The sequence below is a fragment of the Cuniculiplasma divulgatum genome (assembly GCF_900083515.1).
Classification (GTDB): domain Archaea; phylum Thermoplasmatota; class Thermoplasmata; order Thermoplasmatales; family Thermoplasmataceae; genus Cuniculiplasma; species Cuniculiplasma divulgatum.
The window spans coordinates 498,804-518,766 of sequence record NZ_LT671858.1 but is presented as its reverse complement, the minus strand read 5'-3'; the positions used below and the strand labels follow the sequence as shown (position 1 = coordinate 518,766).

The following is a 19,963-nucleotide window of genomic DNA, read 5'->3' as shown; positions in this document are numbered from 1 at the left end:
GCAGAATATGCTTAAACAAACCTTCATATTTTTTGATATCACATAAATGTTAACTGATATATATATAAATGTTTTTGTTATTTAAATGTTTTATTTTTCAACGCACTAATTATAAATCTTTTTTTATTTAAATTGCATTTATGAACCATTTCCACCTTTTTTAAATCCTAAAGAAAAAAAGTAAAAATACAGAAAAGAATCCAAACTAAAAAATGGAAGTATGTTCAGTTCTGAAATAGTTGATAGTTTGGAGGCTCAGAAACAACCCTTATGTCGTGCGGATGGCTTTCTGTTAATCCATTATTGGTTATTCTCACAAATGATGTTTTCTGTTTCAGTTCCTGAACGTTCCTGCATCCTGCATAACCCATACCTGCCCTTATTCCACCAGAAAGCTGATACACTACCTCTTCTACCTTTCCTCTATATGGAACAGCACCCTCAACACCCTCGGCCACAAACTTACTTCCCGAAAATTTACCGTATCTGTCAGAGCCTTTGCTAAGGGCCCCCATAGAACCCATTCCTCTGTAGGTTTTATATTTTCTCCCGTTAATTATCATTTCGTTTCCCGGGCTCTCGTCTGTACCTGCTAATAATGAACCAAGCATAACGCAATCTGCGCCTGCAGCTATTGCCTTAACTATATCTCCGGAAAACCTAATTCCACCATCTGCAATAACCGGTACACCAAATTCAGAGGCAACATCTGCTACATCCCCAATGGCTGTTATTTGCGGAACGCCGATACCTGCAACCACCCTTGTTGTGCATATAGAACCTGGACCAATACCTACCTTTAGGCCGTCCACTTCACAGGAAATCAGATCTTTTGCTGCATCTGCTGTTGCAATGTTTCCCACCACAATATCTACTGATAATTCCTTTTTCAGTTTTTTTATGGCTGTCAATACGTTTTCATTATGTGCATGTGCAGTGTCAATAACTATAACATCAGCACCTTCTTTCTCCATAAGTGTTGCCCTATCGATATCAAAAGGCCCTACTGCTGCACCTACCATCAGCTGACCTTTATCATCTCTGGAAGCCAGAGGAAATTTGTGTCTTGTAGTTATGTCTTTTGAAGTTATCAACCCGACTACCTTGTGATATTTATCAACCAGCGGAAGCTTTTCTATTCTGTGATCATAAAGGATTTTCCTCGCTTCTTCAGGGTCAATATTGTCCTCAGCAAAGACCACGTCTTTTGTCATGATTTCTTTTACCTTTCCCTCTTTCCTTTCAGAAAATTCCATGTCTCTTTTTGTAACAATACCAACAAGTTTTTCTCCAACAACGACTGGAAATCCAGCTATTCCCTTTGTCTCCATTATATTTCTTGCAACACTAATTGGAGTTTCCTGATCTATGGTGTGAACGTTTCTAATTATAAGTGATTCTGCTCTCTTTACCCTTCTTACCATGGTCGCTTCTTCATTTCTTGACATGTTTCTATGTATAATTCCTATTCCACCGATTCTTGACATTGCTACGGCCATTTCCCATTCAGTCACGGTATCCATTGGAGAAGATATGATGGGAGTGTTGAGTTTAATACGCTTTGAAAACACACTTTTTATCTCTGTTTCTCTTGGTTCAATAGGTGATCTTCTTGGCATTACAAGTACATCGTCAAAAGTTAATCCTTCCTTTGCTTTAGAAAGTTTTTCTGTATACATGTTGGAGTTAGAAAATATGAATATTTAAAACTTTATAAACTTATACAAGGTTTCCTTCTCGCTTTACCAATATTATAAAAAAATAGCTATTTTCTAATAGAGTTCTCATCGATATTTTCAAGGAATATGTCATCACTGATTTCATCGTAATATTTCATGAAAGTAAGGATTTCTTTTTTCATCAAATTGTTCAGATCATATGTGAGAGAGTTATAGTATTCAGCCAGGATGCTCTTATCCATACTGTGTTCTTTTGATATCCTTTCTAAATCCCTGGTTATTGTCCACCTTGGAATATTCTTCAACTGAACTAAATTTTCATCATATTCCCTGCCATTAAGACTAACAGTTACAGCATAAATTGAATGCATATTGAATAGCTTGGAGATCATATGAGTAATGTCGAATATAATCTTTGTATCTGTTCTATATATGTCAAGAGCTCTGTTACCTATTACCAGAGCAAAATCTTCTTCCTTTAGTAAATTACCAACGGAGTTGTTCCTGCTTCTTATTAGCTCAGACTCTGGATACAGTCTTTGGAGGATGAGTTTCAGAAAGAATGCTGTAGTTTCTGTTTCAGATGTTACTGCAATTCTCATTCCTGGAAATGGATCACTACCATTTGATATGAGTAGGTTTGAATCTGATTTACCCTTGCCAGATATTGTAGGTCCATCAACAAGCACCAGTGATTTCCTGTTCTTGAAGTAGTCAATGAGTGAGATCATTGCATAATCTACTTTTCCATATAGCAGGTCTCTAAGATTACTCCTTGTATCACTACGGGAAACTTCAAATTTTTCTGTAGCAATATAGTCCAGTGGATCACTGTGTATTAGATTAATTAACCTTAAACTGTTCAAAAGTACCCCTTCAGGTTGTAGAAAGTATCTCTTTTTGCTGGTATTTTACCTATTTCTGATACAAGTCTTCCTAGCTCTTCAACAGTGGTCATTTCGTGCCTATTTGTGGCACCGAATATCTTTTCACTTATGGCCGTTCCAACCAGATCGTTTCCACCTCCAGTAAGTGCCATCTGTCCTATTCCCTTGCCCATTGATACCCAGTATACACTAATATTTCTCATCCACTTTCCCATTATCATTCTTGCCAGTGCTATTACCTTTAGATCCTTCTCACCAGATGCAGGTCCTGTTACTTTTCCCATCTTCAGTAGGGGTGTATTCTCAGGACTGAACTTCAATGGAATAAATGATAAGAAGCCGCCTGTTGTTGCCTGTAGATCTCTTAGCCTGACCATGTGGTCTATTATGTGACTCCAGTTTTCAACACTTCCATATGTCATTGTGGAGTTTCCCTTGATTCCCATTTCGTGAATGATCTTTGCATCCTCTAGCCATTTTTCACCGCTGATCTTCTCACTTGTACTCATTATTTTCCTGATCTCTGAATCAAATATTTCAGCACCACCACCTGTATGTGCTTCCATTCCAGCATTATGAAACCTCGTTACAGTTTCCCTGAGTGAGTTGCCTGTTGTTCTTGCAATGAAGTCGATCTCCGGAATAGTAAGCGCTTTAAGAGTTGCCTCTGGCATATATTTTTTAACCGTTCTGAATACATCTTCGTAATATTCCATTGGAAGATAAGGATTGAAACCTCCAACAATATGAATTTCAGTTGGATTATACCGTCTTGCTTTTTCAAGTTCTCTTTTAATATCTTCTATGGACAGTTCATATCCCTTATCGGTCTTTCCCTTAATTTTAGCTGGTACATAAAAAGCACATATGGGACAACTGGCAGCGCAATAATTACTATAGTTAATATTGTATGATACGGCAAATGTTACTGTATTACCGACCTGATAATCTGTAAGGTTGTCCGCCATGGACATTAATTCCTGCATATTGAATTGCTCCAGTAATTCGGCTCCCTCCTGACGATTCAGTTTATGACCTGCTTTCAGAAGATCAATCCAGTAATCCTGAGCATAAGAATTTATCATGATAATCATAGATTACTTGGTATCAAATAAAATTTTTTTAAAATAAATTGTATCTAGTTTAATTTTGAGTTTTTATAGAAAATTTTAACCTTTATAGAATTTAAATTGTAGTAATTACACAAGTTATATTCCGAAACATTTAATCAATCTTTTAACCGGGTTCTTATGAACAATACGGTAAAACTCAATCTGGTAACTTCATGTTATTTTAGATTTTTGCGGTAAGAGAGTTGGTTAAATCATTCACAGAAATCTTAAAGATTGATTTGTTTAATAGATATTGCTTTTGATAAAATGTTAAGCGAGTTGAAGTAAACTGTATTCAAATGGATGGGCATATTCAATATATAACTCCGCTTGAGCGTTTACCTATTCAGAAATCTTAAATTAAATAAGTAAGCAATGCTAGGTGATTGTATGATTCAATTTAATATTCAATTAGATAATCAACCCTGTATTTAAAATAACCTTTAAGTTGCTATGATAATAATATTTACAATTGTTTATAACCTCCAGTTCAATTCTAAATTTATGATATCAATTGAAAAGTCTCAGATGGATTCAATTTCAGAGAGGGCCATAAGAGGAGAAATTCTTGATAGGGATGAAATTGCATATCTTTACGATGAGGTTGATATAAAAACGCTTGGAATTCTGGGTAGGAAGATTACTGACTCTATTACAGGAAGGCAGGTTTCCTTTGTATCAAACATGATCCTAAATTACACCAACATATGTAATGTTAGATGTAACTTCTGTGCATTTTACAGAACAGGGATGGAAGAGGATGCGTATACCATGAGTGCAATTGATGTTGCCAAGAGGGTTAAAACATTCAATGACAGTTATGGGATTCGGCAACTTCTTATACAGGGAGGCGTAAATCCTGAACTCAGTCTGGAATATTACACAAATCTGTTCAGGACAATAAAACAAATGGTGCCTGAAATTGGAATAAATGGATTATCCACCTCTGAAATTTCCTACATTTCTAAGAAGGAGAAAATGAGTGTAGAGGACGTTCTCGTAGCATTGCGCGAAAGTGGATTGGAGACAATTCCTGGTGCCGGCGCTGAAATATTCGCAGATGATGTAAGGAAGATACTGAGAAGACCACCACACAGTGGACAGCAATGGCTTGATGTTATGGAGACTGCTCACAGAATAGGCATAAAGACAAGCTCTACCATGATGTTTGGTCATGTTGAAAATAGCTATCACAAGGCAGACCATCTTCTATCATTGCTAAAGTTACAGTTAAAATACAATGGGTTCCTTTCTTTCACCCCATGGAATTTTGAACCAGGAAATACAGAACTTGAGAGAGAAGGTTTAGTTACCAGCAGGGTTGGTGGAGAAGAGGTTCTAAGAAATATTGCTATATCAAGAATAGTGCTTAACAGGCACATTCCAATAATTCAGTCCTCATGGCTCACCAATGGAGTTGAAATGGGACAAATTGCCCTAATGTTTGGGGCAAATGACTGGGGAGGTACCATATATGATGAAAGGGTTATTCCAGCCACAGGTAAACAGGTAGGTAATCTCAGAAAAGAAACTATTATACGATCAATAAAGAGTATTGGTATGATCCCTGTAGAAAGAGACAACAACTACAAGATAATAAAAACATACATCTGAACTAGCATGAGTTATACTATTAAGGTAAATCCTCAGGATTTTATTGTTGAGGAGATACCAAATGATTTAAAGCGAGTTGAAAATGGAAAATATACTATATTAAAAGTAGTTCTGACAAACTGGGAAACAAACCACTTTGTTACGCATCTTGCCAGATATCTTGGCATGAGCAGGAAACGTATTACATTTGCCGGTACCAAGGACAAAAGAGCCATAACTACTCAATATTTCTGCATAAATGGATCCGTTAATGCTGATCAGATAAGAATTAAGGATTGTGAGGTGGAAGAATCCTTCTATGTTGATAAACCACTCAACCTTGGAGATCTAAAGGGTAACAGATTCGAGATCAGAGTATCTGATTCTGAAATGACAGTTGAAAATGCTGCTAAAAGGATCGATGAGATATCTAGAAATAAAGGTTTCTGGAACTTTTTTGGCATTCAACGATTTGGAACCATAAGGTATAATACTCACAAGGTGGGAAGGGAAATTGTAAAAAATGGCATCGAGAATGCAGTTAAAGAGTATCTCTTCGATCCAGAGATAGATAATGAGGATTTTAGAGTAAAACTTGGAGAAAACTGGGATTATGCATCTGGGCTCAAGAATTATCCTGAACATCTACAGTTTGAGAGGGCACTCATGTCGGAACTCGTTTCAGGGAAAAGCTATGATCAGAGTTTTGATTCTCTGCCTAAAAGCCTGAGAATAATGTTTATACACGCCTATCAGTCATATCTATTCAATAAAATTCTTAATTATAGGAAAGAATTAACGGAAAATCCATTTGAGATATTCTCAGGAGATTTTATCAGCCCTGTGGACGAGTTTTACAACATAGACGAGGATAAGATCATACTGGTCAACGAATTCAACATTGAAAGAATGCAGGATTTGGCCAAAGCAGGTAAGATTGCCCCACTTGCCCCACTAATTGGGACCGAAACAAAAAATCAAGATGGAATTCCTGGAGATATTATAAGGAGAGTAATGATTGAAGATGATCTGAAATTTTCAGACTTCAAAATAGAAGAGAAAAATGAGCTTTCTTCTAAGGGGAACTATCGTAGTATTGGGTTTAGACCAATTAATTTCAGCACCAACGGAACAGATCTACTAAAATTTTCACTGGGAAGGGGGATTTATGCTACATCCCTCCTCGATCAGGTTTTCAAATCAGATTAAACCGACTTTCTGTAATTCCTTTTTGACCTTTATTACTGCCTGTTCAATCTCGCTTTCTTCCTTTGCCCCTGTGCACACTACCTTTCCTGAACCGAAAAGAAGCAGTACTACTTTGGGTTCTTCAACTCTGTATACAAGACCGGGAAATTGCTCCGGTTCGTATTCCACATTTTCAAGACCAAGGGACATGGCTATCTGTGTAAGGTTCAGATCTGCCTCAAGATCGTATACCGCTACGATATTCTGAACCACTATCTCTGGAGAATCATAAACTTCTATCCCGGCCTTTTTCAGGGTAGAGATAATTGTCTGAATGGTCAATCTTACATTAGTAAGATTTTTTGCTCCTGTACAATTTACTTTTCCGCTCCTGAAAATCAGGACAGCAGTTTTAGGTTCCTTCAATCTGTAAATCAATCCTGGAAACTGTTCTGGCTCATATTCTGACCCTTCCAGTGCCAATGCTATTTTGCTCAGATCGAGGTGTTCAGCCAGTGATGTTGATGCGACTATGTTCTCGATGTTGATTTTTTCTCTTTCACTCATAAAAACCAAATCTCTTATATTTAAACTATATATAAAGATAACATTTTTTATACTATGACAGTCAAGGATGATATGACATCTTGTTTTTTATTCGTATTACCAGGAAGCTCAATTAATTTTTAGCAGTAGTTCTATATTGAAGTTTGTTATAGTATGCATTACATATGAGCGATGTGAAAAAAACAGATAATCCTGTGCGCGTCGATCTTGCGATCTTAAATGATACTAAAGGTGTTCTGAAGTTAACAGATGAGGGTCTTATATATACCCCAAGAAAGGGTGATCAGATAAGGGTACCTATAGAGAATATAGATCATTTGTCCTACAAAAAAACTGCAATGACAACATCCACCTTGTACATAAATGATATGCAAATCACAGTGTGCAGAGCTCATTTATGGGCAGCAGACATAAAAAGACTCAAGGATAAAAATGGAGTAAAGTCATAGAACTTACATATTGAGAGCATCTCTGGCAACCTCAGACATCATTGATGGATTCCATGGTGGTTCCCAAACGAGCTCTACATCTGCCATTTCAACACCGGCCATGTTTTCTACTATTTTTTGGACTTCAGATAGAATCCAGGGAGTTACAGGGCATGTTGGTGCAGTCATAGTCATTTTTATGTAAACATTATCTTTGTTGATCTGGACATCGTATACTAGACCTAGATTAACCACATCCATTCCTATTTCAGGGTCCTCTACAGCCTGAAGGGCTTCCAATATTTCTTCTTTGGTAACCATATTATCGTTTAAACATTAAATTCACATTAATATGTCTATTGTTTTTTTATACCGATTGTATCCTATCAAATACACCAAATTCCCATGGCTTAGTCCTGCACTGCAAACTGCTTTTTACTGACTCTAAAATCATTTTACTGAAATATCCTCTGCTTTCCAGATTAAATATATTTAATTTATCGCTGCCCCTTACAAAGGCTGAATAGAATTGTTCTGGCATTTCAATAGAGCTACTTATCCCCTCACCTACTGTGCCGTATTTGTCAATAATAAAACTTCGCACACAAACCTTATTTCTAGAACCCCTACTATAGGGCAGGATGCCCTCAGAAATCAAAATCAGGTAATCAAAATCCATTATTTTACCGCTGTTTGTTCGTTTAAAATCTGAAAAGTCTGGAAATATTTCTGAATTTTTAACTTCTATGCTACTTGAAATTGGAGAATTTTTAAAAACCGATCTTAAAATTGAATCCCTGTATGCTTTTTGGATATTCTTAGATAGGATAATTGAAACTCTTAAGGGATTGAGCCTTTTTCCTTCCTCGTCTATCTCGCCACTATCAATTCTTGACGAACTTAAAACAAAAAAGTCATTTGCAATTTTTGTGTTTACCGTATGTATATGCATTGGTTTTAGCCCATTTTTCAATCTTTTATTGTTTAAAATTCTGGCACTTCCTTCTGTTTCCTTAGATACTATAATATCAGTATAATCCTTATTTTTATCAGCATCGCCAGAATTATTTTCTATTGGCTTAATGGTAAAATTTGCATTCTTCTCTCTGAGAAACTTATATACAGAATCACTTCTTGATTTGTAATCTCTCACATTATAATTTTTGGTCTTTTTCACATATTCATCAGATGTTATTCCAACGATAATGAATTTTTTTGTGGAAATAGCTCTCATCAGAAGGGCCTTATGACCTTTATGCAGATGCCCAAAGGTACCCGCTACAATGGTAATTCCTTTCTTACTAGGCTGATTCATTTATTGTCTTCCTTATCCTCTTTATGCCCTCTTCAAGCTGTTCTACTGATCCAAATGTGAAATTAAGTCTCATTGATGACTTTTGAGTACCATTTGTTGTAAATGCCTGTCCACTTACATATGCTACGCCATTTTTGATGGCAAGTGGAATCATCTGTTTCGTATCTACATTTTTATCTACTGTGACCCAGACAAACATACCACCATCGGGTTCTGAGAAAGTTGAAATATCAGACATATTTGCCTTAAGGGCGTTTACAATTGCATCTCTTTTCTTCCTGTATATTTGTTTATTCAGTTCGACCTGCTTGTAGATTATCCCCCTTTTAATGTATTCATAGGCAACATATTGAGAGAACGAGTTTGTTGCAAGATCAAGTGCCTGCTTAATAAGATTAAACTTTTCCATTACGGGTTCTGGAGCTATGGTATATCCCAGCCTTAGACCAGGTGTCATTACTTTAGAAAACGTTCCAAGATAAATTACATCTTCTCCACCTGTCATGGATCTGATGCAAGGTACAGGTTCTCCATAATATCTCAACTGACCATATGGATTGTCCTCCACAAGAGGAACATCATACTTTTTTGAAATTTCAATAAGAACTTTCCTTCTCTCCACAGGCATGGTGTATCCAGTTGGATTTTGGAATGTTGGTATTACATATATGAACCTTGGTTTTCTACCTTCTAAAATAAGTTTCTTAATCTTTTCCTCAAGCAATTCAACCTTCATTCCGTTGTGGTCAACAGGAATCCCCTCCATTTTTAACCCATTTGCTGAAAAGGCCGATACAGCACCTACATAAGTTGGTTCCTCTGTTATTACTGTATCTCCTGGATTTGCAAGCACTGTTCCCAATTCATACAAACCCTGCTGTGAACCGGAGTTAACAATTATATTTTCCATATTACATTTTATTCCTTCAGTCTTTTCCAGCATTTTTGAAATTTGTTCCCTAACAGGATTTATTCCTAATGTATTTCCATATTGCAGAGCCAGATCTGAATTATTTTTCATTACAAATTCCATGATTTCTGTCAGTTCTTTGATAGGAAATGTTTCCGGGCTTGGCATCCCTCCTCCCAGTGATATTATCCCTGGTGATGATGCCATTTTGTTTAGTTCTCTGATTTCAGAGGGTTTCATTCTATTTACAACATCTGAAAAGTTATATTTCATAAACAGATATTATAAATTCATTTATAGATTTGTCTTACCTAGATATACCTCATCCAGTATTGAGCAATTATATTGAGAAAATTAATGTGAATAGAACATTTGAATCTCCACAAAAATAAGGTTGTAATTGAAATTGAAAGACAAAATTCTTTGAATTAAAGAATCGAGATAAAATCAGCTTAAAGTTAAGAAAAAGTGTGCTATTACAAAAAATATTATAACAAAGGAGAAAATGTTGACCGATGATTTCAGGAAGGCTGATGTGGAAAGTCAGCTTGGTTGGGGACACGGAATCCGGTAAAAGCTCTTTAATATCAAGAATAGTGTTTGATAGTGAAGCTGGAAGTTTTATTAATAAGGGATTACTAAGAAAAAAAGTTTCATTTGAGGATGATGGAAAAAATTATCACGCTGAGCTTATATTTCAGGAAATAGATGGTTTTCCAGATAACGAGAAGTTGCTTGCGGGGTCTTCGGCTATTATTATTGTTGTTGATGTCACAAAGAAACTAAACGAGGGAGAAGTAACAAAGTTCATTAAAAACTCTCAGAAAAAGGGTCTTCTCATTCTTGCGGCAAATAAGGTTGATAGAAAGTATGAGGCAGTAACGTGGAAAGAAGATCTCGAACCAATGGCAAAAAAGTTTGGACTCAACTTATATATGGTATCCGCAAAGCAACCAGAGACCGTAAATAATATGGTAAACGGTATATCAAGGCTCCTAATTGGAAGAATAAATGGAAAACGATAAAGAGGATAGTTATGCCATATGCAATTCGATTCTGTTTACAATAGAAAATGGAAAAAGTGCCCAGTATATCCACAGTAAGTACAATATGGGAGTAATATCTGGAAGAAATATTATTTTAAAACCATTTGAAATGTTATTCCTATATTACAGAAATAGACTGAAACCAGTAAATCCATTTTATAACGATTCATTGACGCTCATAAACACATTATTTGAGGAAAACGATCTGTATATGTGGAGAGTATATCTTGACCTGAAGAATGAAGGATCCAAGATTTCCATAGAAAATGAATGTCTGATTATATCCAAGAAAAACGAAAAATTGAGCGTAAAAAGGATTATTTACCCAATACGGGAAAAAAGCAGGATCGATGGTAGCTGGTTGATTTCCATATCTGGACAGAATATTGCCTCTGTTGATGACGATGGAGATATCACTTATTACACCACAAACACTGTAAATCTTGAAGGAAATAACACACCTGAACTTCCATCAGTAACTCCAGTAAAGATTGGAGGCAGAGGTATACACACTAAAGATATGAAACCAGATTGGATGGGGGATCATCTTGAGGATCTGGTGATATTATCAGAGGGTGAGATGAACTATGTAAACGGAATAGAAAACAGCGATCCGGTATCAAGAATTTATAGGAAACTTATCTCAAGTGGATTAATTGTAAAAACAGGATTCAAGTACGGCTGCAACTTCAGAGCCTACAAAGGATCCATGGATGATCATTCAGATTTTCTGATTCACGTACTCGAAGGAGAAAATGAATGGTATGAAATCAGCAGGGCTGTAAGGTTAGCAGCCTCAGTCAGGAAAGAAATGATCTTTGCAATGATTCAAGACGAAACGTGTCACTTCATAAGAATAAGAAGAATAAAAAATATACAGGAAATGAATTTAAGAGATTAAATCTGTGATTCGAAGTCATCAATTGTAAATTTAAATTCGTCGTATGATTTGATATCTCCTCTGTTTTTCAGAATTTCTCTGGAAAGTAGCCAGTATACAAGGGCTAATGATCTTCTACCTTTGTTATTACTGGGTATGACCAGATCTACAAAATCTGTTTTATTATTTGCGTCACACAGAGCAATTATTGGAACTCCAACATCCTTTGCCTCCTTCATAACCTGAGTATCTGCAAGAGGATCTGTAACTATTATCGCCTTTGTTTCTGTATATGTTGGAAGTTGGTAATTTGTTAATGTTCCTGGTATAAACCTTCCAACTATGGCCTTTGATCCTATAACCTCTGAAAACTTGGTAACAGGTCTAAACGCATACTGTCTCTGAGCCACAACAAGAATCTGAGTGGGATCAATCCTGGAAAGCATTTTTCCAGCAATTTTAAGCATTTTATCTGTAATCTTCAGATCAAGGAGGTACAGTCCATCATTTCTAATCTTGAATATGTACTTCACCATATCCTGTGTTTTAACCTGGGTACCAATATGTACGCCTGATTTCTGATATTCCTCCTCTGATATTAGCAACTCTTCTTCCATTCCAATCATCTCTTTAGGTGTCAAGATTTGGGTTTATCTCTTTAACCTATATATGGGTTTACGTATAATTACTGAAGATTATTAGATTTTAACATGGTCTTTCCAGTAGATCGCTTTTGTAAATAGTCTTTTTTTATAGGTAATCCTTATTATAATGCTTTAAAAAGTCTTTAAAAAATAATTATTCCCATTCAATGGTTGCTGGAGGTTTATCGGTGATATCAAGCACAACTCTATTTACTGATGGTACTTCATTTGTGATTTTGGTGGATAATTCCTCAAGAAAATCCCATTCAAACTTGTGAAATGTTCCAGTCATTGCATCTGTTGAATCAATTGCCCTGATCGCTACAGTATTACCATAGGACCTTTTGTCTCCATGCACCCCAGTCGTCCTTACTGGCAAGATGACGGCAAAATATTGCCATGGTCTGTTTTCAGGTTTCATTGAGCTTTCAATTTCCTCCTCTACTATTCTGGTTACCTTTTTCAATATCTCAACCTTTTCCCCTGTTATTTCACCGATTACCCTGACTGCCAGTCCTGGTCCGGGAAAGGGCTGTAGACTGGTATTAAGACCAAGTTCCTCGCTGAGTTCTCGTACATCATCCTTATAAAGATCTCTCAGCGGCTCTATAAGTTTCAAATTCATTTTTTCTGGCAGTCCACCAACATTGTGATGACTTTTAATGGTATCTCTGTTTTTACCACCACTTTCTATCCAATCAGGGGCAATGGTGCCCTGCAAAAGAAATTCTGCTTCTGAGAGTTTAGCCTCTCTTTCGAATAGTTCTATAAAGGTCTGGCCAATTACTTTTCTCTTTGTCTCCGGATCTACTATACCTTTTAATTTCTCAAAGAAGAGTTTAGATTCGTCCAGAATCTTATAATTGATCCCAAATTTTTTAAAAAATAGCTCCACCCTCTCCCTCTCTCCTTCCCGGATTAGACCAGTATCGACAAAAATAGATAAAATTTGATCGCCTACGGCCAGTTTCGAGGCCACAGCGAGAACAGAACTATCAGTTCCCCCTGAGCAGGCAAGTATACCTTTACCCTTCAGTTCTTTTCTAATTTTTTCAACAATCTCGTTTAATAATTTTGAGGTCATGAAATCAGGTTTTCATGATTGCGGCTAGGAATATAAGTAATCCTATAACTACACCTATTATGGCTGCAACTAAATAAAATACTGCACCCAGAATTATATCATCAACGAGACTCACGTGGAATGTAAAGTCTGATAGATAATAAGTTAAGAAACCTATAACAACGGCTCCTGCTATCATTCCTCCTCCAGCTGCTCTCGCCTTTCCCTTTCCAAAATAGGCAGTTAGTATTCCAAAAATTAAAAGTGCCAATGCTATAATCCCTATTATCGTAAGGAAAAAAATGTCAAGATTCCAACTGGGATACCACGGTAAAGTTTTTGCCACTACAGACATTTATATCACAACTTTAGTCCCGTAAGGGTTTTTGTATCTATAACCCCTTCGATTTTCCTTATCTGCTCCACAACAATCTTTCCTAATTCACTGTAATCGAGTGCGTCAATTTTGACTATCAGATCATATTCCCCAAAAAGTGGATGGACTTCTACAACATAATTAATCTTTGATATTTTGTTGTAAACCTCATGCTCTTTTCCGGGTACCGTACTCACAAGTACAAATGCTACCGACATAGATTCACTATTACCCTAATTTTTCTTAACTTATAAAATTTTTTAGTTTTAAAAGCTATTTATATTAAGGTTTGTCAAAATTTGATAGTAAATTGATTATATTCGTTAATTCTAACTGCCTTAACTTTCAAACTTGAGATAAAAAATTTATCTTGCCTAAATATTACGGAAGAGTGTCATTTAAAGACGAATATATTTCTGAAATTGTTAAAAATGTTAAGGAAAGAAATTTTCCAGAAGACTATATACACGAACCAGCTGATTCTATTGAGATAAAGATAATAACTGGCACAGAGCTCTTCATGTACAGGAAGGATGAATTAACCAATCTGGTCATTGATGGACAGAGTTTACCATTTGATGATCCCTACATAGCTAAATACTATTATTTTTGTTCACTTCAAAGAAAGGAAAGTGTTATGGTTCCAGATAAGGAAACTGTAAGGAAGGTCATAAAGAGATTTGAAAGAGATTTGGATGAAGACCGAAACCTAGCATATTCTATTATGAATAATCTCTCTGAAGAAGAGAAAAAAAGCATAATGATAGAACTTGGTAACATATCCACTTTTTTCTTTATACTTTTCTATGACATAATAATGGATTGAATTGCCAGTTACAATTCATCCAATTCATTTTCACCTATTTTCTTTTGTTCTCCGTTTATGAGGTTTTTGATGGTTAATGATCTTTCAGTCAATTCCTTTTCCCCTATTATAATTGCATGAGTAAAATTCATTGATGAAGCATGCTTAAGTGAGTTTGAAATATTCCTTTCTGAATTTTCCATTACTGCGGTTTTACCATTCCTCCTCAATTTGTAAAGTAGGTTTGCTGCTTTATTTTTTCCCTCTCTTCCCATACCGACCAGGAAGTATGAAGAATGCCCATTATCAACCTTCCATAAATTCTTCTCTTTTAGCAGGTTTTCAAGTACAGCATCTCCCATTCCAAATCCTACTGCAGGAATTTCTTGCCCCTCAAATAGCTGAGATAAGTTATCGTACCTTCCACCACCGAAAATTGATCTGAATTTTCCATCAACATCAAACCCTTCAAATACAATCCCGGTGTAATACGACAACCCCCTAACTGTGGAAGGATCATATACTATATCTTCATAACCGTTTTTAAATAGGAACTCCACTGTTGAGATCATCCTGAGGAAGTCCTCATCTTCTAACAGGTCGAGCCCGAGGTCTTTTATTGAGTTTTGAATTTCTGACACAGGATAGGATTTTGAAAGAAAATTGAGCAATCTATTGAGATTATCATCTACTACTCCATCATCTCGAAGTTTATTTCCAATTGTTTCTATTGATTCTTTTCTAAAATGATCAATGGTGGATATTGAGGATTGAATGTTTACACACCCAAGTTTTGAAAGTATTTTTTCCATAAGTTTTCGGTGATTAACTCTCACAACGTACATACCTTTCAAGCCCATTCTATTCAGTGTCTCACATGCAAGTGCAATGAGTTCTGCGTCTATTTCTATTCCCGTCTCCCCAAAGTAATCTGCGTTAAACTGATAATGTTCCCTGTTTCTTCCCGACTGTGGCTCTTCATATCTCCACAATTTTGGTATATTGTACCATTTGACAGGTTTTACAAGATCCTTTCTAGACACAAGCATTCTCATTGTGGAAGGTGTTGCCTCTGGTATTAATGTGATTTCCCTGTTGGATTTGTCTTTAAAGTTATATGTTTGTCCCACCAGTTCGTCTCCAGACTTTATCCTGTAAATTTCAAGCATCTCCAATGAGGGATAGTCAATGGGCAGAAAGCCGAAGCTTTTGGCAGCATTCCGCATGATTGAGAATATCTCCTCTCTTTTCTGCATATCTTCTGGGTAATAATCTTTGAATCCTCTCAGTCTCTCGATCTTTGACATTCCTATCAGATAACAAAAGATGGTTTATAATAATTAGACATAAATACTGCTTTTAAATGTTTAGTTTGATGCGATTTGATCAGTTTAGAGGATGAAATCAAGAAAAATGGGTTAAAGGTTACACCACAGAGATCTAAAATATTACAGTATATCAGAGAGAATCCTGGCAAGCATTTCAGCGCTGAAGACATTCATAAATATGTTACAGTTGAAAATCCAAATATACCGCCAGCAACCGTTTATAACATATTAAAAATGTTCGTGGAAAAGGGTTTAATAAATAGTTTTGAGACTAACGGGAAAGCGATTTATGAGGGGAAGGTTGATCCACATATCAACTTTATTTGTGAAAGATGCAAAAACATCTACGATTATGAAGTTGAAAGTGATTTCAGCGAGATTGAAAAGAATGTAGATGGAAAGATAATTTCAACAAGTGTTACCGTAAGAGGGATCTGCAGAAATTGCCTTAAGGAGTTAGAAACAGCTGAAAGTACCTTAGTGCATTGATATTTTCTACCGGATCGTGAACTCTAAGAATCTCTACTCCCTTTCCTGCCAGATAGATTGAAACTGCGATTGTTTCTGGCAGTCTATCCTCTGCTTTGTTTTTTGAATAGATACTGAGGAACGATTTTCTGGAATGACCAAAAAGACGCCTGAATCCAAAGTTAAAAGATTCTGGATTCTTTATGATTTCCAGATTTTGTTCGCCAGTTTTGGAAAACCCAATACCTGGGTCTATGATTATTCTTTCCGGTTCTAAACCCATTTCGCTAATTTGTCTCAGTTTTTCGAAATAAAACTTCGCCATTTCTCCCCTTAAATCAGTATAGGTTGTCATTTTGTTCATGTTGGTTGGATTTCCCCTAATGTGCATCAAAACATAGGATTTCTTTTCCTTTAGAGCCAGTTCTGGAAGCCTTATATCTGTCAATCCGGAGATGTCATTTATAACATCTATTCTGTCTATGAAAGTGCTGACTGTTTCATAGTGCCGTGAATCAAGTGAAATTTTTTGATTGCTGGTATCTTTTAGCATTTCAAAGGCACTTTTCAGTCTTTCAATTTCCTCATTACTGTGAACCTCCAATGACCCTGGCCTTGTACTTTCTGCGCCAATATCCAGAAACTGACATCCGGAACCTCTGGCTCGCTCAATCTGGCTGTTATTTATTACCCTTGAGCCAGTAAAAAAAGAATCGGGAGTGAAGTTAAGGATGGCCATAATATCCGGAACAGAGACTTTTTGAGTTCTGAACATCCCTTCAGACATGAAGTGACTTAAATTTACAAGTCCATTTCGTTTAAGGATTTCTTCCGTCATAGATTTGCTCATGCACTTTTGAAACCGGAAATATATATCTTCTTCGATTTTTACTTTGGTGAAATTTAGTCCCTCAGGAATTATCCTGGAATAACATGTAAAACATGGATTACTCTCATTATCTTTGTTTTTCTCATTCTTATAGAAAAAAACAATATCCTGATCCTCCATTATGATAAGTATACAATTCTGGCTTTAAATCTTAAGATGATACTAGTATTTTATTCAATTCAGACATTCTTTGTTCGTTTCAGAATTTTTCTACCAGAAATTGCATCGTAATTAGAGGCAAAGTGGGCTGAATTACATACTGCTAAATTTGTCACTCCTGCTCTTATAATCATATGTGATGATTAAATGATTTGTACCATAGAAGTGAATGAATTAATTCCAGTTATCTTCTAACAGAGAATCTTGAATTGCAAACATAATCCTGAATGTCAGGGTTCGAATATTACCTTTATAGCAATTCCAATTTCACTATAACAAAAAAAGGGAATGACTCAAAGAAAGTTCCACATAATAAATGATGAAATTATCTTTGAAAAATTAATTCAAGTTTGTAACAATAAGGTTATTAGTAGATTTAGTATATCTTATATCTACATTCAATGGAGCGATTACATGGTTGATAATATTATTAATAATAAGGAAAAGAAGAAGCGAAATTTTACCAATATTAGTGAACTTTCCAATGCCATTAGCAAAGGATTGAGTCTTCAGAACAGGAGGATGAGTTTTGAGGAATCTTTTTCTGCGGCCGAGCATTTGATTAATTTTTTTGGGTATAGTGATAGAGTTATTGACAACATGCTGGAACCAGAAGACAGGGATGCGTTTTATACAATGGAAGATATTGGAGTTCTTCAGACAGAGAGGGAGGAAACCACACTGTTTGATGGCAGGGAATGGAGAATTCATTACTGGATCCTAAATGTAAGTAAAATAATTGAACTTGCAAACATGAAATTGGATTTGAATGATGTTGGAAATTCAGAACAATTTTCTGTTTACGAGGAAATACCGGACGAATACTGGACTGTAAATTGATAGTGGTTTTTAATGCATATAGCAGTTTTAGATGAGTCTAAATGCCATTCTAAAAAATGCAATCACGAATGCCAATCTTATTGTCCTCCTGTCAGGTCCGGGATAGGAACAATTACATTCCCGGAGGAGACCGTTTATCCACTCATAACTGAAGATCTATGTATTGGCTGTGGTATCTGTGTTAATAGATGTCCCTTTGGAGCAATAAAAATTATTACGGTTCCGGATGAGCTGAATAAGGATATTGTGCATCAATATGGAGAGAATTCGTTTAGAATTTATTCTATTCCAGTTCCATCGAAGGGGATAACCGCAATCCTTGGACCAAATGGAATGGGAAAGACCACCACCATGAATATACTGAGCGGAGTGCTTATTCCAAATTTTGGTGACTATGATAATGGTGGGTCAAAAGAAAAAGTGCTGAAGAAATACTCAAACAGCATTCTTGGTGATTATTTCCAGAATGTATATGATAAAACAAAAAAGGTTGTTTTAAAAAGTCAATTTGTCGATCAGATTCCAAAGGTTGTTAAGGGAACTATCGGAAGCATTCTCAAGAATGCCGATGAGTTTGGAATGGCAGATGATATAATAGCGGAGCTTTCCCTTGAAAATTCTCTGAATAAGGACGTAAAAAGTGCTTCTGGAGGGGAATTACAAAAACTTGCAGTTGGAATGGCACTCATAAAGGATGGTGATATACTGCTTGTCGATGAAGTTTCTTCATATCTGGACATTTCAGAAAGGATACGTGTTGCTTCAATTCTGACAAAACTTGCTGAAAAGGGGAAAACTATTTTTGTTGTTGAGCACGATCTCGCTATTCTTGACTGGATAAGTGATCAGATTCATCTTGTATATGGTTCTCCCGGTGCCTATGGAGTTATTGTACAGCAGAAGTCTCCAAATAAGGCAATTAACCAGTTTCTTGATGGTTACATGAAGGAGGAAAACATCAGAATAAGAAAGGAAAAAATTGTATTCGAAACTAGAGCATCAACCAGAAAGATCATTTCACCGGAACTAGTTCACTGGAGTGAGATCGATGCTGATCTTGGAGATTTCAAACTGAAAGTAATGCCTGGGAAGATGGAAATAGGAACTGTTACTGGAATTTTAGGAAGGAATGCTCTGGGTAAATCAACCTTTGTAAAGATACTGGCAGGTGTGATGACTCCTAATTCAGGGTCCTACGAGCCAAAGCTGAAGGTCGCATATAAGCCACAGTATATTTCAACGGATTTTGAAGGAACATGCGAAGACCTTCTGTTCAAAACGTTAAAGGAGAGAATGAGTGATAATTTTGTTAAAAATGAGTTATTCAGACCTCTTGGTATAGATCCTCTAATGGAGAGTGAGGTGAGTAGCCTATCTGGAGGGGAGCTGCAAAAACTTTCAATCGCAATGACTCTTGCACAGGATGCTGATCTATATCTACTGGATGAACCATCTGCAAATCTTGATAGCTCAACAAGGATGGAGGTTGCCAAGATTATAAAGAGAACAATGGAAAACAGGAAGAAGACAGGGATGGTTGTCGACCATGATATTTATTTCATTGACATTATTTCTGACGAGCTGATGATCTTCCTTGGACAATCTGGGGTGCAGGGAATAGCAAGAGGACCAATGCCAATGAGGGAAGGTATGAATACGTTCCTTAAGGAAGTGAACATAACGTTCAGGCGAGACCATAATTCTGGTAGACCAAGGATTAACAAACCAGGAAGCAGCATGCATAGGGAGCAGGTTTCTACGGGAGAGTATTATTACTCCTGATGAA

Annotated in this window: 22 protein-coding genes; 9 read left to right on the top strand and 13 right to left on the bottom strand. The window is 36.3% G+C overall.

Translation table 11 applies throughout. From position 1 onward, the window contains the following. Window positions 1–224 precede the first annotated feature (224 nt). The 3 genes from guaB to CSP5_RS02555 all read right to left on the bottom strand — a co-directional run bounded on the left by guaB (window position 225) and on the right by CSP5_RS02555 (window position 3,651). Complete coding sequence (guaB, locus tag CSP5_RS02565; protein ID WP_077075975.1) at window positions 225–1,679, bottom strand: IMP dehydrogenase; 1,455 nt, start codon at window positions 1,677–1,679, stop codon at window positions 225–227. 86 nt (window positions 1,680–1,765) lie between these two features. Beyond that, a complete protein-coding gene (locus CSP5_RS02560; protein ID WP_077075974.1) occupies window positions 1,766–2,545 on the bottom strand; it encodes an MqnA/MqnD/SBP family protein in 780 nt (259 codons plus the stop codon). Continuing rightward, complete coding sequence (locus CSP5_RS02555; RefSeq protein WP_077075973.1) at window positions 2,542–3,651, bottom strand: radical SAM protein; 1,110 nt, start codon at window positions 3,649–3,651, stop codon at window positions 2,542–2,544. Before CSP5_RS02555 ends, CSP5_RS02560 begins: the two co-directional genes overlap by 4 nt. A 531-nt stretch (window positions 3,652–4,182) precedes the next feature. On the opposite strand from CSP5_RS02555, the gene mqnC reads away from it, so the two are divergent. Together mqnC and truD are read left to right on the top strand one after the other, a co-directional pair. Continuing rightward, window positions 4,183–5,292 carry a cyclic dehypoxanthinyl futalosine synthase gene (gene mqnC / locus CSP5_RS02550; protein WP_077076788.1) on the top strand — a complete coding sequence of 370 codons (1,110 nt, stop codon included), beginning with the start codon at window positions 4,183–4,185 and terminating at the stop codon, window positions 5,290–5,292. Window positions 5,293–5,298: 6 nt separating this feature from the next. Beyond that, window positions 5,299–6,480, top strand: coding sequence for a tRNA pseudouridine(13) synthase TruD (truD, locus tag CSP5_RS02545; RefSeq protein ID WP_077075972.1), 1,182 nt, complete (start codon window positions 5,299–5,301; stop codon window positions 6,478–6,480). Here the strand turns inward: truD and CSP5_RS02540 are convergent. After that, entirely contained in the window at window positions 6,472–7,026 is a 555-nt protein-coding gene (locus CSP5_RS02540; RefSeq protein WP_021789916.1) for a TATA-box-binding protein, read from the bottom strand. The genes truD and CSP5_RS02540 overlap by 9 nt on opposite strands. A gap of 164 nt (window positions 7,027–7,190) precedes the next feature. Between CSP5_RS02540 and CSP5_RS02535 the strand changes: the two genes are divergently transcribed. Continuing rightward, window positions 7,191–7,475 (top strand): hypothetical protein, encoded by a 285-nt coding sequence (locus CSP5_RS02535; protein WP_021789917.1) that lies wholly within the window; start codon window positions 7,191–7,193, stop codon window positions 7,473–7,475. A 3-nt stretch (window positions 7,476–7,478) separates the two neighbouring features. On the opposite strand, the gene CSP5_RS02530 is transcribed toward CSP5_RS02535, so the two are convergent. Genes CSP5_RS02530 through CSP5_RS02520 form a run of 3 tightly spaced genes read right to left on the bottom strand, consistent with a single transcriptional unit; the run spans window position 7,479 to window position 9,952 of the window. Further along, entirely contained in the window at window positions 7,479–7,775 is a 297-nt protein-coding gene (locus CSP5_RS02530) for a metal-sulfur cluster assembly factor (protein ID WP_021789918.1), read from the bottom strand. Between the two features lie 46 nt (window positions 7,776–7,821). After that, a complete protein-coding gene (locus CSP5_RS02525) occupies window positions 7,822–8,769 on the bottom strand; it encodes a phosphopantetheine adenylyltransferase (RefSeq protein ID WP_077075971.1) in 948 nt (315 codons plus the stop codon). Continuing rightward, complete coding sequence (locus CSP5_RS02520) at window positions 8,756–9,952, bottom strand: aminotransferase-like domain-containing protein (protein WP_148689581.1); 1,197 nt, start codon at window positions 9,950–9,952, stop codon at window positions 8,756–8,758. The genes CSP5_RS02525 and CSP5_RS02520 overlap by 14 nt, the downstream gene beginning before the upstream one ends. Before the next feature lie 242 nt (window positions 9,953–10,194). Between CSP5_RS02520 and CSP5_RS02515 the strand changes: the two genes are divergently transcribed. Beyond that, window positions 10,195–10,704: a GTPase domain-containing protein gene (locus CSP5_RS02515; protein ID WP_021789921.1), complete on the top strand. Its 510-nt coding sequence runs from the start codon at window positions 10,195–10,197 to the stop codon at window positions 10,702–10,704. After that, a complete protein-coding gene (gene endA / locus CSP5_RS02510) occupies window positions 10,691–11,626 on the top strand; it encodes a tRNA-intron lyase (protein ID WP_077075969.1) in 936 nt (311 codons plus the stop codon). Before CSP5_RS02515 ends, endA begins: the two co-directional genes overlap by 14 nt. Here endA and rpsB read toward each other — a convergent pair. From rpsB to CSP5_RS02490, 4 genes are all read right to left on the bottom strand, one after another. After that, window positions 11,623–12,222 (bottom strand): 30S ribosomal protein S2, encoded by a 600-nt coding sequence (gene rpsB, locus CSP5_RS02505; RefSeq protein WP_077076787.1) that lies wholly within the window; start codon window positions 12,220–12,222, stop codon window positions 11,623–11,625. The genes endA and rpsB overlap by 4 nt on opposite strands. 181 nt (window positions 12,223–12,403) lie before the next feature. Then, complete coding sequence (gene guaA / locus CSP5_RS02500; protein WP_021789924.1) at window positions 12,404–13,333, bottom strand: glutamine-hydrolyzing GMP synthase; 930 nt, start codon at window positions 13,331–13,333, stop codon at window positions 12,404–12,406. 4 nt (window positions 13,334–13,337) lie between these two features. Then, entirely contained in the window at window positions 13,338–13,667 is a 330-nt protein-coding gene (locus CSP5_RS02495) for a hypothetical protein (protein WP_148689580.1), read from the bottom strand. Window positions 13,668–13,672: 5 nt separating this feature from the next. After that, window positions 13,673–13,906 (bottom strand): Lrp/AsnC ligand binding domain-containing protein, encoded by a 234-nt coding sequence (locus CSP5_RS02490; RefSeq protein WP_021789926.1) that lies wholly within the window; start codon window positions 13,904–13,906, stop codon window positions 13,673–13,675. A 173-nt stretch (window positions 13,907–14,079) separates the two neighbouring features. Between CSP5_RS02490 and CSP5_RS02485 the strand changes: the two genes are divergently transcribed. Then, window positions 14,080–14,514: a hypothetical protein gene (locus tag CSP5_RS02485; RefSeq protein ID WP_148689579.1), complete on the top strand. Its 435-nt coding sequence runs from the start codon at window positions 14,080–14,082 to the stop codon at window positions 14,512–14,514. Between the two features lie 8 nt (window positions 14,515–14,522). On the opposite strand, the gene hisS is transcribed toward CSP5_RS02485, so the two are convergent. Beyond that, on the bottom strand, window positions 14,523–15,800 hold the full coding sequence (hisS, locus tag CSP5_RS02480; protein ID WP_021789928.1) for a histidine--tRNA ligase: 1,278 nt from the start codon (window positions 15,798–15,800) through the stop codon (window positions 14,523–14,525). Between the two features lie 75 nt (window positions 15,801–15,875). Here hisS and CSP5_RS02475 point away from each other — a divergent pair, with 75 nt between their 5' ends. Continuing rightward, window positions 15,876–16,310 (top strand): Fur family transcriptional regulator, encoded by a 435-nt coding sequence (locus tag CSP5_RS02475; RefSeq protein ID WP_021789929.1) that lies wholly within the window; start codon window positions 15,876–15,878, stop codon window positions 16,308–16,310. On the opposite strand, the gene folP is transcribed toward CSP5_RS02475, so the two are convergent. Next, window positions 16,270–17,298 (bottom strand): dihydropteroate synthase, encoded by a 1,029-nt coding sequence (gene folP / locus CSP5_RS02470; protein ID WP_021789930.1) that lies wholly within the window; start codon window positions 17,296–17,298, stop codon window positions 16,270–16,272. The two genes, CSP5_RS02475 and folP, sit on opposite strands and share 41 nt — an antisense overlap. 453 nt (window positions 17,299–17,751) lie before the next feature. Between folP and CSP5_RS02465 the strand changes: the two genes are divergently transcribed. Together CSP5_RS02465 and CSP5_RS02460 are read left to right on the top strand one after the other, a co-directional pair. Beyond that, entirely contained in the window at window positions 17,752–18,177 is a 426-nt protein-coding gene (locus CSP5_RS02465; protein WP_145983914.1) for a DUF6015 family protein, read from the top strand. 12 nt (window positions 18,178–18,189) lie between these two features. Next, window positions 18,190–19,959, top strand: a complete 1,770-nt coding sequence (locus CSP5_RS02460) for a ribosome biogenesis/translation initiation ATPase RLI (protein ID WP_077075966.1) — start codon at window positions 18,190–18,192, stop codon at window positions 19,957–19,959. The last annotated feature ends 4 nt before the right edge of the window (window positions 19,960–19,963 follow it).

Bases quoted from the DNA above. Each gene is read 5' to 3' on its own strand.
- guaB (WP_077075975.1), bottom strand. From the start codon at position 1,679: ATGTATACAGAAAAACTTTCTAAAGCAAAGGAAGGATTAACTTTTGAC.
- CSP5_RS02555 (WP_077075973.1), bottom strand. From the start codon at position 3,651: ATGATAAATTCTTATGCTCAGGATTACTGGATTGATCTTCTGAAAGCA.
- mqnC (WP_077076788.1), top strand. From the start codon at position 4,183: ATGATATCAATTGAAAAGTCTCAGATGGATTCAATTTCAGAGAGGGCC.
- truD (WP_077075972.1), top strand. From the start codon at position 5,299: ATGAGTTATACTATTAAGGTAAATCCTCAGGATTTTATTGTTGAGGAG.
- CSP5_RS02540 (WP_021789916.1), bottom strand. From the start codon at position 7,026: ATGAGTGAAAGAGAAAAAATCAACATCGAGAACATAGTCGCATCAACA.
- CSP5_RS02535 (WP_021789917.1), top strand. From the start codon at position 7,191: ATGAGCGATGTGAAAAAAACAGATAATCCTGTGCGCGTCGATCTTGCG.
- CSP5_RS02530 (WP_021789918.1), bottom strand. From the start codon at position 7,775: ATGGTTACCAAAGAAGAAATATTGGAAGCCCTTCAGGCTGTAGAGGAC.
- CSP5_RS02525 (WP_077075971.1), bottom strand. From the start codon at position 8,769: ATGAATCAGCCTAGTAAGAAAGGAATTACCATTGTAGCGGGTACCTTT.
- CSP5_RS02520 (WP_148689581.1), bottom strand. From the start codon at position 9,952: ATGAAATATAACTTTTCAGATGTTGTAAATAGAATGAAACCCTCTGAA.
- CSP5_RS02515 (WP_021789921.1), top strand. From the start codon at position 10,195: ATGATTTCAGGAAGGCTGATGTGGAAAGTCAGCTTGGTTGGGGACACG.
- endA (WP_077075969.1), top strand. From the start codon at position 10,691: ATGGAAAACGATAAAGAGGATAGTTATGCCATATGCAATTCGATTCTG.
- rpsB (WP_077076787.1), bottom strand. From the start codon at position 12,222: ATGGAAGAAGAGTTGCTAATATCAGAGGAGGAATATCAGAAATCAGGC.
- guaA (WP_021789924.1), bottom strand. From the start codon at position 13,333: ATGACCTCAAAATTATTAAACGAGATTGTTGAAAAAATTAGAAAAGAA.
- CSP5_RS02495 (WP_148689580.1), bottom strand. From the start codon at position 13,667: ATGTCTGTAGTGGCAAAAACTTTACCGTGGTATCCCAGTTGGAATCTT.
- CSP5_RS02490 (WP_021789926.1), bottom strand. From the start codon at position 13,906: ATGTCGGTAGCATTTGTACTTGTGAGTACGGTACCCGGAAAAGAGCAT.
- hisS (WP_021789928.1), bottom strand. From the start codon at position 15,800: ATGTCAAAGATCGAGAGACTGAGAGGATTCAAAGATTATTACCCAGAA.
- folP (WP_021789930.1), bottom strand. From the start codon at position 17,298: ATGGAGGATCAGGATATTGTTTTTTTCTATAAGAATGAGAAAAACAAA.
- CSP5_RS02465 (WP_145983914.1), top strand. From the start codon at position 17,752: ATGGTTGATAATATTATTAATAATAAGGAAAAGAAGAAGCGAAATTTT.
- CSP5_RS02460 (WP_077075966.1), top strand. From the start codon at position 18,190: ATGCATATAGCAGTTTTAGATGAGTCTAAATGCCATTCTAAAAAATGC.